This is a genomic window from Streptococcus zalophi (assembly GCF_016481285.1).
GTDB classification, from domain to species: domain Bacteria; phylum Bacillota; class Bacilli; order Lactobacillales; family Streptococcaceae; genus Streptococcus; species Streptococcus zalophi.
On the sequence record NZ_JAENBP010000003.1, the window covers coordinates 209,190 to 222,165 of the forward strand.

General features: G+C 35.0%; 15 protein-coding genes, 1 tRNA gene and 1 rRNA gene. 1 reads left to right on the forward strand and 16 read right to left on the reverse strand.

Translation table 11 applies throughout. From position 1 onward, the window contains the following. Positions 1–79 precede the first annotated feature (79 nt). The 13 genes from JHK64_RS03820 to fabM all read right to left on the reverse strand — a co-directional run bounded on the left by JHK64_RS03820 (position 80) and on the right by fabM (position 10,587). On the reverse strand, positions 80–850 hold the full coding sequence (locus JHK64_RS03820) for an acetyl-CoA carboxylase carboxyl transferase subunit alpha (RefSeq protein WP_199567684.1): 771 nt from the start codon (positions 848–850) through the stop codon (positions 80–82). Continuing rightward, complete coding sequence (gene accD, locus JHK64_RS03825) at positions 847–1,713, reverse strand: acetyl-CoA carboxylase, carboxyltransferase subunit beta (RefSeq protein ID WP_199567685.1); 867 nt, start codon at positions 1,711–1,713, stop codon at positions 847–849. The genes JHK64_RS03820 and accD overlap by 4 nt, the downstream gene beginning before the upstream one ends. 8 nt (positions 1,714–1,721) lie before the next feature. After that, entirely contained in the window at positions 1,722–3,092 is a 1,371-nt protein-coding gene (gene accC / locus JHK64_RS03830; protein WP_199567686.1) for an acetyl-CoA carboxylase biotin carboxylase subunit, read from the reverse strand. A 30-nt stretch (positions 3,093–3,122) separates the two neighbouring features. After that, positions 3,123–3,545 (reverse strand): 3-hydroxyacyl-ACP dehydratase FabZ, encoded by a 423-nt coding sequence (gene fabZ / locus JHK64_RS03835; RefSeq protein WP_199567687.1) that lies wholly within the window; start codon positions 3,543–3,545, stop codon positions 3,123–3,125. Then, a complete protein-coding gene (locus tag JHK64_RS03840; protein WP_213086825.1) occupies positions 3,542–3,994 on the reverse strand; it encodes an acetyl-CoA carboxylase biotin carboxyl carrier protein in 453 nt (150 codons plus the stop codon). The genes fabZ and JHK64_RS03840 overlap by 4 nt, the downstream gene beginning before the upstream one ends. A gap of 30 nt (positions 3,995–4,024) precedes the next feature. Continuing rightward, entirely contained in the window at positions 4,025–5,257 is a 1,233-nt protein-coding gene (gene fabF, locus JHK64_RS03845) for a beta-ketoacyl-ACP synthase II (RefSeq protein ID WP_199567689.1), read from the reverse strand. A gap of 17 nt (positions 5,258–5,274) precedes the next feature. Then, entirely contained in the window at positions 5,275–6,009 is a 735-nt protein-coding gene (fabG, locus tag JHK64_RS03850; RefSeq protein ID WP_199567690.1) for a 3-oxoacyl-[acyl-carrier-protein] reductase, read from the reverse strand. Between the two features lie 13 nt (positions 6,010–6,022). After that, positions 6,023–6,943 (reverse strand): ACP S-malonyltransferase, encoded by a 921-nt coding sequence (gene fabD / locus JHK64_RS03855; protein WP_199567691.1) that lies wholly within the window; start codon positions 6,941–6,943, stop codon positions 6,023–6,025. 1 nt (position 6,944) lies between these two features. After that, the gene (gene fabK, locus JHK64_RS03860) at positions 6,945–7,916 is read right to left on the reverse strand and encodes an enoyl-[acyl-carrier-protein] reductase FabK (RefSeq protein ID WP_199567692.1); all 972 of its coding nucleotides are present in this window, start codon (positions 7,914–7,916) and stop codon (positions 6,945–6,947) included. A gap of 98 nt (positions 7,917–8,014) precedes the next feature. Next, complete coding sequence (locus tag JHK64_RS03865) at positions 8,015–8,239, reverse strand: acyl carrier protein (protein ID WP_199567693.1); 225 nt, start codon at positions 8,237–8,239, stop codon at positions 8,015–8,017. Positions 8,240–8,305: 66 nt separating this feature from the next. Continuing rightward, complete coding sequence (locus JHK64_RS03870; protein WP_199567694.1) at positions 8,306–9,280, reverse strand: beta-ketoacyl-ACP synthase III; 975 nt, start codon at positions 9,278–9,280, stop codon at positions 8,306–8,308. Beyond that, complete coding sequence (fabT, locus tag JHK64_RS03875; RefSeq protein WP_199567695.1) at positions 9,280–9,714, reverse strand: fatty acid biosynthesis transcriptional regulator FabT; 435 nt, start codon at positions 9,712–9,714, stop codon at positions 9,280–9,282. Before fabT ends, JHK64_RS03870 begins: the two co-directional genes overlap by 1 nt. Before the next feature lie 81 nt (positions 9,715–9,795). Next, the gene (fabM, locus tag JHK64_RS03880) at positions 9,796–10,587 is read right to left on the reverse strand and encodes a trans-2-decenoyl-ACP isomerase (protein WP_199567696.1); all 792 of its coding nucleotides are present in this window, start codon (positions 10,585–10,587) and stop codon (positions 9,796–9,798) included. Positions 10,588–10,781: 194 nt separating this feature from the next. Between fabM and JHK64_RS03885 the strand changes: the two genes are divergently transcribed. Beyond that, positions 10,782–12,137, forward strand: coding sequence for an aspartate kinase (locus tag JHK64_RS03885; protein ID WP_199567697.1), 1,356 nt, complete (start codon positions 10,782–10,784; stop codon positions 12,135–12,137). Positions 12,138–12,177: 40 nt separating this feature from the next. Here the strand turns inward: JHK64_RS03885 and JHK64_RS03890 are convergent, their stop codons facing one another. The 3 genes from JHK64_RS03890 to rrf all read right to left on the reverse strand — a co-directional run bounded on the left by JHK64_RS03890 (position 12,178) and on the right by rrf (position 12,967). Continuing rightward, on the reverse strand, positions 12,178–12,648 hold the full coding sequence (locus JHK64_RS03890; RefSeq protein WP_199567698.1) for a sigma-70 RNA polymerase sigma factor region 4 domain-containing protein: 471 nt from the start codon (positions 12,646–12,648) through the stop codon (positions 12,178–12,180). A 124-nt stretch (positions 12,649–12,772) separates the two neighbouring features. Further along, a tRNA-Asn gene (locus JHK64_RS03895) sits at positions 12,773–12,846 on the reverse strand. Positions 12,847–12,851: 5 nt separating this feature from the next. After that, positions 12,852–12,967: ribosomal RNA gene (gene rrf, locus JHK64_RS03900) — 5S ribosomal RNA — on the reverse strand. Between the last annotated feature and the right edge of the window lie 9 nt (positions 12,968–12,976).

Genomic DNA, 12,976 nt, shown 5'->3' on the forward strand with positions numbered 1-12,976 from the left:
TTAACTTATCCTTTCATTTTACCATATTTCAATCATTTTTTCTTGAATAAAAAAAGAAAAAACCTCATTAAATGAGATTTTAATACTTTCTGAACCTTTGATAACGCTTTTCAATGAGTTCTATACTATCTTCTTTTCGCAAATCAGTTAAACTTTCAATTAAAGATTTTTTCATCATGGCTATAATTTCACTTGAAAAATACCCATGCTCAGGAATAATTTTATCAATGACGCCCATTTTAAAAAGCTCTCCAGCACTGATTTTCATCAATTCAGCCGCTTCAATTGATCTTGTCCCATCCTTCCAAAGAATAGAGGCAAAACCTTCTGGACTAAGAACTGCGTAAAAAGTATTTTCTAGCATCCACACCTTATCAGCAACTGCTAAAGCGAGTGCACCACCAGATCCTCCTTCACCAATAATAATAGCGATGATGGGAACCTTTAAATCACTCATTTCATAAAGATTGCGTGCAATTGCCTCACCTTGTCCGCGTTCCTCTGCGCCAACACCCGGATAAGCACCAGCGGTATTAATAAAGGTGACAATTGGTCGGTTAAACTTTTCGGCTTGTTTCATCAATCTTAAAGCCTTACGATAACCCTCTGGATGAGGTTGACCAAAATTACGATTTAAATTATCCTGCAAATTTTTTCCTTTTTGGATACCAATAACTGTGACAGGTAAATCATTTAATCTAGCAATTCCACCAACAATCGATTTATCATCCGCATAATGACGATCACCATGTAATTCAATAAAATCCTCAAAAATGACATTAATATAATCTAATGTTGTCATTCTTGCTTGATCTCTTGCTTCTTTTAAAATCCTTTTAATATTGCTCATGTTATTCCTCCATGAAACATGATTAATTTAGCAATCACCTCACGAAGTTCTGTTCGTTTAACAATAGAGTCAATAAAACCATGTTCTAATAAAAATTCAGCTTTTTGAAAATCATCCGGCAAGGTTTCTCTCACAGTAGACTCAATCACGCGCCTTCCAGCAAAACCAACCAAGGCTTGTGGTTCAGCAATAATGATATCTCCTTGCATAGCAAAACTGGCTGTTACACCACCGGTTGTCGGGTCTGTCAAAACCGTTAGATAGAATAAACCAGCATTTGAATGGCGTTTGACGGCACCAGAAACCTTAGCCATTTGCATAAGACTCATAATACCTTCTTGCATTCTTGCTCCACCTGATGCCGTAAAAACAACGACAGGTAGGTGCTCTTTAGTAGCATATTCAAAAAGTCTTGTCATTTTTTCACCCACAATTGTCCCCATGCTTGCCATGATAAAATGAGAATCCATGATTGCAAGGGCAACTTTTTGTGATTTGATTTCTGCTATACCTGTTAGGACAGCTTCATCCAATCCTGTCGAAGTTCTCACTTGTTCTAATTTTTCCTTATAATGTGGAAACTTAAGTGGATCCTTGGTTTCAAAACCCGTAAACATCTCCTCAAAACTAGCTTCATCTACAATTAGATGAAGTCGTTCCTTGGCTGAAATACGAAAATTATAAGAACAGCGCGGACAAATTTTAGCCAATCCCAAATCTTTTTGATAAATCATGTGTTTACATGAAGGGCATTTAGCAAAAAGGTCGTCTGGAACTTCAGGCATCTCATGTCTCTTTATTTGTCTTGATGAACGATTAGGGTTTATTCTAATGTATTTATCTTTTCTTTCAAATAATGCCACAAAAATTTCTATTCCTTATCTTTTTTATAGTTTGGTAAAAATGTTTCCATCAAAAATGACGTATCATAATCACCAGCAATCACGTTGGGGTCTGAAATTAAATCAAATTGAAAATCACTATTGGTTTGGATGCCATCAATTTCAAATTCATATAAGGCTCTTTGCATTTTCATTAAAGCATCAAAACGGTTCTCACCATGAACAATAATTTTAGCAATCATGCTATCGTAATAGGGTGGAATAGTATAACCACTATAAACAGCACTATCAACACGAAGACCAACACCACCAGATGGTAAATGAATATCATTTATCTTTCCTGGACTTGGTGCAAAATTAAACTCTGGATTTTCTGCATTGATACGACATTCAATCGCATGACCTTTAATCACAATATCTTCTTGTTGGTGAGATAAAGCTTGTCCTGCTGCTACTTTAATTTGTTCTTTCACAATATCAACACCTGTCACAAATTCTGTCACAGGATGTTCCACCTGGATTCTTGTATTCATTTCCATGAAATAAAAGTTTCCTGATTGCGAATCTAGTAAAAATTCAATCGTTCCAGCGCCCTCATAACCAACAGATTTAGCAGCTCGAACAGCTGCATCCCCCATTTTTTGTCTAAGAGCTTCTCCGATAGCAATAGAAGGACTTTCTTCTAAAACTTTCTGATTATGGCGTTGTAAAGAACACTCTCTTTCACCTAAGTGAATCGTATTACCAAAACGATCTGCTAAAATTTGCACTTCAATATGATGAGCAGGATAAACAACTTTTTCCATGTACATGGCACCATTACCAAAGGCAGCTATGGCTTCTTGGGAAGCAGATTCAAAAGCAGGTACTAACTCTTCTTTTGTACTTACTTTCCGAATCCCTTTGCCGCCGCCACCAGCTGCTGCTTTTAACATGACTGGATAACCAATACGATTTGCTTCTTTTAAAGCATCCTCTGCTGAAATAATTTCACCCTTAGAACCTGGAATGACAGGAACGCCTGCTTTTATCATTTCTTTTCTAGCATTGATTTTATCACCCATTTTATTCATGACTAAAGCAGAAGGACCAATAAATTTAATATTCATCTCTTCACACATGGTGACAAATTTAGGATTTTCACTTAAAAAACCAAAGCCAGGATGAATGGCTTGTGCACCAGTAACAATTGCTGCAGATAAAACTGAATTCATATTCAGATAAGATTCGGTAGACTTTGCAGGCCCTATACAAATAGATTCATCCGCTAGTAGGGTATGGAGTGCTGTTTTATCAGCTTCTGAATAGACTGCAACAGTAGTTATGCCAAGCTCTCTAGCGGCACGAATAATCCGTACGGCAATCTCACCTCTATTAGCAATTAATATTTTATGAAACATCTCGTTGCCTTCTCCTACATCTTTTTTTATCTATTTTCCCATTGCAAACGTTAAAATACCACTTGCCGCCAATTGACCATCAACTTCTGCTTTGGCTTCAACAACAGCAATTGGTCCCCTTCTTTTGACAAAATTAACGCTCATAACAAGTTGATCACCTGGAACAACTTGTTTCTTAAATTTCACCTTATCCATACCAGCATAAAAGACTAACTTGCCTTTGTTTTCTTCTTTTGATAACTCCAAAACACCTGCCGTTTGAGCAAGAGCTTCCATAATCAAAACACCTGGCATCACTGGATAGTCAGGGAAGTGACCATTGAAAAAAGGTTCATTAATCGTCACATTTTTTATCGCGACAATGCTATCTTCTGAATGAGAAATCACACGATCAACAAGAAGCATGGGATAACGGTGAGGTAGAGCTTCTTTTATTTTTAAAATATCAATCATTTGATGCTTACCAGTCCTTTACCAAATTCTACAACTTCTTCATTTGATACTAAAATATCAGTAATAATACCATCTCTAGGTGCTAAAATTTCATTCATCACTTTCATTGCTTCAATAATAAGAAGAGTTTGTCCTTTTTTGACAGAATCACCAATTGCAACAAATGGCTCCTGCGTAGGACTTGGAGAAAGGTAGGCTACACCAACCAAAGGGCTTTCAATGACATCTCCCATATCCTTTCGTTCTACTTCTTTTTCTTGTTTGATTTCTTCAACTTTAGAAAGTTCTGAAGTGACATCTCCATTATCAACAACAGGTGTTGTTACCATATTTTCTGATTCAAGAGACGGTTTTTCTTCCACTTTTCTGTCATTTTTACTAAAAACCAATTCTTTGTCATTAGTTTTATAAGAAAATTCTCGTAAACTGGATTGATCAAATTGAGTCATTAACTCTTTGATTTCTGAAATGTTCACTGTTTAATCCTCCCAACGTTTAAAAGCAAGAACAGCATTATGTCCACCAAACCCAAAGGTGTTTGATAAAGCATAATGAACATCAGCATCCTTTCCTTCTCCGTAAATAACATTTGCTTCAATATCTTCTGATAATTCTTTTGTGCCAGCTGTTTTATGGATAAAGCCATGACGAATGGTTTGAATAGTAGCAATCGCTTCAACACCACCCGCAGCTCCTAAGAGATGACCTGTAAATGATTTTGTACTTGATACAGGCACATCTTTTCCAAGAACAGAAACAATGGCTTGGCTTTCACCTTTTTCATTTGCTGGTGTTGATGTTCCATGCGCATTAACATAACCAACCTGTTCAGGTGTGATTCCTGCTTCTTTGATGGCAAGAGTCATTGCCTTAGCTGCACCAGAACCGTCTGGTGTTGGACTCGTCATATGGTAGGCATCACAAGTATTACCATAACCAACCATTTCAGCTAAAATAGTTGCTCCTCTTTTTTGAGCGTGTTCGAGACTTTCTAAAATCAAGATCCCAGAACCCTCACCCATGACAAAACCATTTCTGTCTTTATCAAATGGAATACTTGAACGGGTTGGATCCTCAGTCGTTGAAAGTGCTGTTAAACTTGCAAATCCTGCAATACCAATTTTAGTGATTGAGCACTCAGAACCGCCTGCAACAACTATATCCTGATGTCCATATTTGATTTCTCTAAAAGCCTCACCAATAGCATCATTAGCAGACGCACATGCCGTTGTGATGGACTTACAAACCCCTCTTGCACCGATTCTTAAAGCGATATTTCCTGCACCCATATTAGAGAGTGTTTTTGGAATAAACATCGGTTGAACACGTTTTGGACCACGTTCATGGAGTCTAATAATTTGATTTTCCATCTCTTGAAGACCACCAATACCACTTGACACAATAACACCTAGTCTATCTTTGTCAATGTCATCTAAAGAAAGGTTAGCATTATTAATAGCCTCTAAACTAGCATAAATAGCATACATGGAATACATATCCATACGGTTTTTATCTTTTTTTACAAAGTATTTATCAAATGGAAAGTTTTTGATTTCACCTGCATTATAAACTGTAAAATCTTGTGTGTCAAATCTTGTAATTGGACCAATTCCAATTTTTCCTTCAACCAAGCTATCCCAAAATTCTTCTGGTGTATTACCAATTGGTGATGTCACTCCCATACCTGTGATTACAACGCGATTTTCTTTCATCTTAAGGCCCCTATCTTTTAATACATGGTCATGCCACCATCAATAGCAATGACTTGTCCAGTTAAATAATCTTGTTGTGCTAAAAAGCTAACAACTTCTGCAACTTCTTTTGTTTTACCAATTCTCTTCATTGGAATCTGATTGATGATGTTTTCCTTCATTTTTTCAGGAATAGCATCCGTCATATCCGATTCAATAAAACCAGGAGCTACCGCGTTTACAGTAATACCACGTGCAGCTACCTCACGAGCAACTGATTTCGTTAAACCAATTACTCCTGCTTTTGAAGCTGCATAGTTAGCTTGTCCGATATTTCCGGTCAAACCTACAACACTAGATATGTTGATGATAGCACCTTCTCTTAGTTTTGTCATCGGTTTTAAGACTGATTGTGTCATGTTAAATGTTCCTGTCAAATTAATGGCTAAAACCTTTTCAAAATCTTCCTGAGTCATTTTAAGCATTAACTTATCATTTGTGATACCAGCATTGTTAACCAAAACATTAACTGCTCCCAACTTTTCAGTAGCTTCAGCAACCATTCGTTGACAATCTTCAAAGCTTGACACATCACCTGAAATAGCGATTGCCTTACCTGAATAGTTGTCAAATTGTTGCAAGATTTCCTGAGAGATTTCTCTACGACCATTTAAAATAACATTAGCACCAAGACTAGCAAATTGATGAGCAATTGCTAAACCAATACCCCTACTCGAACCAGTAATAAAAACTGTTTTATTTGTTACTTCCATCTTTTGTCCTTTCTTATTGATTAAGAAGTGTTTCTAATCCTGTTAAATCATCAACAGTATAGATACTAGCTGTTTTATCAATTTTCTTAACAAAACCACTTAAAACTTTTCCTGGGCCAATTTCAACGAATTCTGTGACACCTAGCGATTTAAGCGTTTCGATTGATTCATAAAATCTAACAGGTTCTTTAACTTGACGTGCTAATAAAGATTTTATTTCATTTTGAGGCATCACTTTTGCCGTTGTATTACTTATTAACGGCATTTTAAACTCAGAAAACGAAATATTTTCCAAGGTTTCAGCTAACTGTTGACTAGCTTTTTCCAATAAGGACGTATGAAATGGACCTGAAACATTCAGTGGAATAAGACGTTTTGTCCCTGCTTCTTTTAAAAGCTCTACTGCTTCATTAACAGCGTCAACTTCACCACCTATAACAATCTGATTAGGAGTATTATAATTGGCAGGAGTAACAATACCTTTTTTGCTGGCTTTTTGACAAATAACTTCAATCACTGCGGGATCTGTATTCATAACAGCAACCATTTTACCTGTTCCTTTAGGCGCTGCATTTGCCATAAAATCACCTCTTTTAGCAACCAACTGAACAGCATCCTCAAAAGACAAACTCTCACTTGCCACCAAAGCTGAATATTCTCCAAGAGATAGACCAAGAACAACGTCAGGTACTATATTTCTTTCTTGTAATACCCTATAAATAGCAAGAGAAGTGACTAAAATAGCTGGCTGAGTGTATTGCGTTTGGTTTAGCTTATCATTGTCTTCATCAATCAGTTCTCTAAGATCATAGCCTAATACCCTACTAGCTGTTTCAAAAGTATCACGAACAATTGAAAAATGATCGTAAAAATCTCTTCCCATTCCTAGTTTTTGAGCACCTTGTCCAGCAAATAAAAATGCGGTTTTTCCCATATTATTCCTCTACTAAATCTTCTATTCGTTTTGCTTCTCTTTTAATAGTTTTTATGGCACCAAAATACATATCTTCTATGATTTCTTGACAGGTTTCTTCCTTACGAATTAGACCTGAAATTTGTCCAGCCATAACTGAGCCATTATCAACATCTCCATCAATAACAGCAAATTTTAAAGCCCCAGCTCCCATTTTGTCAAAAACAGTTAAATCTGGATTTTCTACTTTAAAGGCATCTTTTTCAGCTTGGTCAAATTTTCTGGTTAATTTATTTTTAATGCCACGAACAGCATGACCAAAATGTTGTGCAGATATGACAGTATCAATATCTTTAGCTTTTAAAATTTTATCTTTGTAGTTTTGATGAGCATTAGATTCTTTTGCAACAACAAACCGTGTGCCAACTTGAACAGCTTCAGCACCCAACATAAAGGCAGCAGCCATGCCACGTCCATCAGCAATCCCACCAGCAGCAATAACTGGAATATTGACCGCATCAGTGACCTGTCTCACTAACGTCATGGTTGTTAGTTTACCAATGTGTCCACCTGATTCCATACCTTCTGTGATAACAGCGTCAACACCAAGTTTCTCCATCCTTTTAGCCAAAGCGACACTTGGAACAACAGGAATAACAACAATCCCAGCTTTATGAAGACGTTCCATATATTTACCAGGATTTCCAGCACCAGTAGTCACTACTTTAACACCTTCTTCAATGACAAGATCAACAATATCGTCAACAAAAGGAGAAAGAAGCATGATATTAACACCAAAGGGATTAGTCGTCATGGATTTAATTTTATCAATATTTGCTTTAACAACTTCTTTAGGAGCATTCCCTCCACCAATAATACCTAACCCACCAGCTTTAGAAACTGCTCCAGCCAAATCTCCATCAGCAACCCAAGCCATTCCTCCTTGGAATATTGGATATTTTATACCTAATAATTCTGTAATTCTCGTTTTCATCAATTTTAACTTTCTATTCTTATTAATATAATAGTTTGATTATCAAAATATTATGATAAGAAGAAAGAATATTCTTCTTAGAATATTCTCAAATAAACTTATTTTGTTTTTTCTTCAACATAAGCCACTAAATCACCAACAGTGTTTAGTCCTTCTTCAGTTTCAATTTGAATGTCAAAGGCATCTTCAATTTCTGAGATGACTTGGAAAACATCTAATGAATCTGCATCAAGCTCATCAAAAGTAGTTTCTAATTTTACTTCCTCTGTCTCTTTTCCTAATTCTTCAACAATAATTTCCTGTATTTTTTCAAACACTGCCATTTTTATTTCTCCTTTTATTTTTAAAGATTTTTATTAATCACATGTAGCAACATATAATTTAACTAATTAGATTTTAACAATAAGGCTTCCCCATGTCAAACCTCCACCAAAACCTGCTAATAAAATCGTTTTGGTGCCATCGAGTGAAATGAGACCCTTATCAACTGTTTCTGATAGTAAAATGGGAATACTAGCGGCACTAGTGTTACCATATTCCATCATGTTTTCAAGAAATTTCTCTCTTGTAATCCCAATTTTTTTCGCCATTTTATCTAAAATACGACGATTAGCCTGGTGAAATAAGAGATAATCTATTTCTTCTATAGCAATTGGTGCCTTCTCAATTAATTGAACAACATCTTTTGAAACATCTTTGACTGCAAAATCAAAAATCATTCGGCCTTCCATTTTAAGATGACTATCATTTTCAGTAGATACTGAAAATGGTGAGTTTAAGCCAGTATTACCTGAAGTCAACGCATGACTCCTATTTCCATCTGAATGGAGAGATTCTGCAAGAAAATGCTCATAATCCGTTTGTTCCATTAAGACACCACCAGCACCATCCCCAAATAAAACGGCTGTTGTTCTGTCTGACCAATCAAGGATTTTAGAGATGGTTTCTGCACCAATAACAATGCCTTTTTTGTAGACTCCTGATTTTATCAATTTGTCAGCAGTTGCTAAGCCAAAGACGAAACCACTACATGCAGCTGTCAAATCAAAAACAAAAGCATTTTTAGCACCAATATGTGCTTGAACCTTTGCAGCTGTTGATGGCATAGTACTATCTGGTGTGATAGTTGCAACTACAATAAAATCAATTTCTAAGGGGTCTAATTGTGATTTTTCAATTAATTGTTCAGCCACACGATTGGCTAAATCACTAGTCAATTCATCTTGACTAATATGACGATTTTTAATACCAGTCCTTGATGAAATCCATTCATCACTGGTGTCTAGAATAAGAGACAAATCATCATTTGAAATGGTTTGTTTGGGAACATAATGAGCGACTTGACTAATCTTTGAATAAAACATTAAATCAACTCCTCAAGAAATTTATGTAAACTTCCTAAGCCTCTAGTCAAAACGTCAACATCTTGTGCATCCATACCAGCAACAATATGAGTTACCATTGACTTATGAAACTTTTGATGAAGTCTATCTAAAAGCCTTCCTTTTTTAGTTAAAGTCAAATAAACAACTCTTCTATCTAACTTTGATCGTGTTCTTTCAATATAGCCCTTTGCTTCTAATTTGTTAAGACTTGTCGTAACTGTTCCCAGAGTTAACAACAATTCTCTAGCAATATCACTAGGTGTGACACGATCGCTTTTTCCTATAATTTCAATAGTGTGCATTTCTTTTAAGGACACATCACTAAACTGACTAGACTTTAAACTAGTCTCTTCAATAATCAAAACCTTATTGAAAATATCAACAAGATACTTATTGATTTTATGATAATCCAATCGACACCTCCTACAAATAAACTTTGATAATCGAATTATATCAGATATCAAACTAACTTGCAAGATAAATTATTAAGCACCCTATTCGCCAGTAAATTTTGGTCTTCTTCTTTCGCCATACGCACGAACACCTTCTTTAAAATCTTCTCTAAAGGCGAGAGATTTTTGAAGAGTCAATTCTAAATCTGCATAGGAGTCCCAATCTGAAAAGTAACTTTCCCAAAGTAAAGACTTCATTGCACCATAAGAGTTAAATGAGCCACGTTTTAATCGTTTCAGTAATTGATTCAATACCTTATCCAACTCTTCTTCTGTACACATTTTATAAACAAAGCCATATTTTTCAGCTTTTTCAGCAGATACAGCTTCACCCGTCATAACAAGATGAGTCGCACGATTAATTCCAAGAGATCTCACCAACAAATAAAGACCACCAGCATCTGGAGCTAAACCTACATTAACAAATGCCTGAATAAACTTTGTTTTAGTTGTTGCAATACAAAAATCAACGGCTAAAGCAATATTAAAAGCAGCTCCAGCAACAGGACCATTGGCACATAAAATAACTGGTTTTGGTAATTTTTTGATAGCAAATGAAATATCCTGAACTAATTCAGCAATTCTAACTAACGAACTGATATCATCTTCTGAAACAGCTCGTTGCATTTCATCAAGATCACCACCAACAGAAAATACTTTGCCATTTCCTTTAATAACCAAAATTTTAAGTGACTTATCTTGTTTCACTGTCTCAATAGCATCTAATATTTCTTCACACATTAAAACATTAAAACCATTGGAAACTTCTGGCCTATTGAATGTTAGTTGAGCAATATCATCCTTTCTTTCAAAAATGATTGTTTGATAGGACATAAAACAACCTCTACTTTCATAATGATTTGACTATTAAAATATTTTATTATCAAATGATTTGATAATAAAATAATAATACCACAAGTCCTTGATAAAAATCAAGAAATTTTATTAAAAAAGATAATAAAGAGGTCAATGACATTTGAGCTCAATTCTGTTATAATTTAGTATAAACTTAAAGGAATGGTTACTAAATGAAAGTTGTAAAATTTGGAGGTAGCTCACTATCTGATGCTTCTCAACTAAAAAAAGTATTAGATATTGTTAAATCCGATATCAAAAGACAGATTGTTATTGTTTCTGCTCCCGGAAAAAGAGATAAAAACGATACAAAAGTCACTGATGCCTTAATTAAATATTTTAAAAATTATATTAATCATAAAGACATTACAGAAAATCAAAAATGGATTATAAAGCGCTACAAGGATATTATTGATGAGTTAAATTTACCAATAACACTTCTTGAAGACATTAAACAATCTATTGAAAAATTGGCAACACTACCAATTGAGCATAATGATTATCTCTATGATAGTTTTCTATCAGAAGGAGAAAACTCTAATGCCAAAATTATCGCTGAATTTTTTAAACAAAGTGGTCTAGATGCAAGCTACGTCCATCCTAAAGAAGCTGGTTTAATTGTTTCAAGTGAGCCTAGTAATGCAAGAATTTTACCCTCAAGTTATGACAAAATTGAGAATTTAGCATCAAGAGATGATATCTTAGTTATCCCAGGATTTTTTGGAGTGACAAAAGACAATCAGATATGTACCTTCTCAAGAGGTGGCTCTGATATTACAGGTGCTATTATTGCCGCTGGTATTAAAGCTGAAAGCTATGAAAATTTCACAGATGTTGATGGTATTTTTGCAGCTCATCCCGGAATTATAAAAAATCCTGAGCCAATATTAGAGTTGACTTACCGTGAAATGCGAGAGTTAGCCTATGCAGGTTTTAGTGTCTTACACGATGAGGCTCTAATTCCAGCCTACAGAGGTAAGATACCGCTTGTCATCAAAAATACGAATAATCCTAGTCACCCTGGAACAAGAATTGTTTTAGAAAGACAACACAATCAAAATACTGTTGTCGGGATTTCAGGAGATAAAGGTTTTGTAAGTATCAACATTTCCAAATATTTGATGAATAGAGAAGTTGGTTTCGGTAAAAAATTATTACAAATTTTAGAAGATTTAAATATTTCTTGGGAGCACATGCCAACTGGCATTGATGACCTCTCCATCGTCTTAAGAGAAAGAGAATTAACACCAATCAAGGAACAAGAAATTGTCACAAGACTGACTAGAGAATTGGAAGTTGATACTGTGACAGTTGAACACCATCTTTCTATTATTATGATTGTTGGAGAAAATATGAAAAATCATATTGGTGTCACCGCGAAAGCAACACAAGCACTATCTAATCACAACATCAACTTATCAATGATTTCTCAAGGTTCCAGTGAGGTATCAGTTTTATTTGTCATCAAAACACAACAAGAAAAAGAAGCTATAAAAGCCCTTTATCAAACTTTCTTTGCACAACAATAAAAAGCCGTATAAAATCATATATGGCTTTTTTATTTTGTAATCAGAAAAAATCTTTTCCAATTTTCTTTAATTTTCTGATAAAAGCGGCTCTTCCTTTAAATCTTTCACCAACCAACAAAGAATCAAACATAATCAACTCTTCCCTACTTAATAATTGAGATAATTGTGATACTGAATCCTTAAAGACAATAAAATCATCTACTAATGATTCAGATGATGATAAAGAATGCTCTATATCACCAATTTCTTCATAATTAGGCTTATTAAATTGCCTCTTTTGACTTTCCTGTCGCCGGATTTCATCATTGATATAATTAGAAAATTTAGTTTTAAAAAAACGAAATAATTTTAATTTATCTAATGAAAGTTCAGGATGTTTTTTTAATAATTCATAAAGACTGATCATGCCTTCTTGTTCCCAATCGTCATTGTCCCAAATATGTAAATGATACTTTCTTCGTAATTTCAAAACAATAGGACGAACTAGCTTATATACCTCTTCAAATTTCATAACATAACCCCATTTCTTTATTGTTATCTCATTATAACTAGAAATAAAAGAAAAGAACATGACATATATGTCATGTAAAAAATTTAAAGAGCAATAAAAAAACTAGCTCACGCTAGTTAAAATACTCCGGCAGTAGGACTCGAACCTACGACATCATGATTAACAGTCATGCGCTACTACCAACTGAGCTATGCCGGATACTAGCTAAGCAACTACCCTATCTCACAGGGGGCAACCCCCAACTACTTCAGGCGTTCTAGGACTTAACTGCTGTGTTCGGCATGGGTACAGGTGTATCTCCTAGGCTATCGTCACTTAACTATGAATG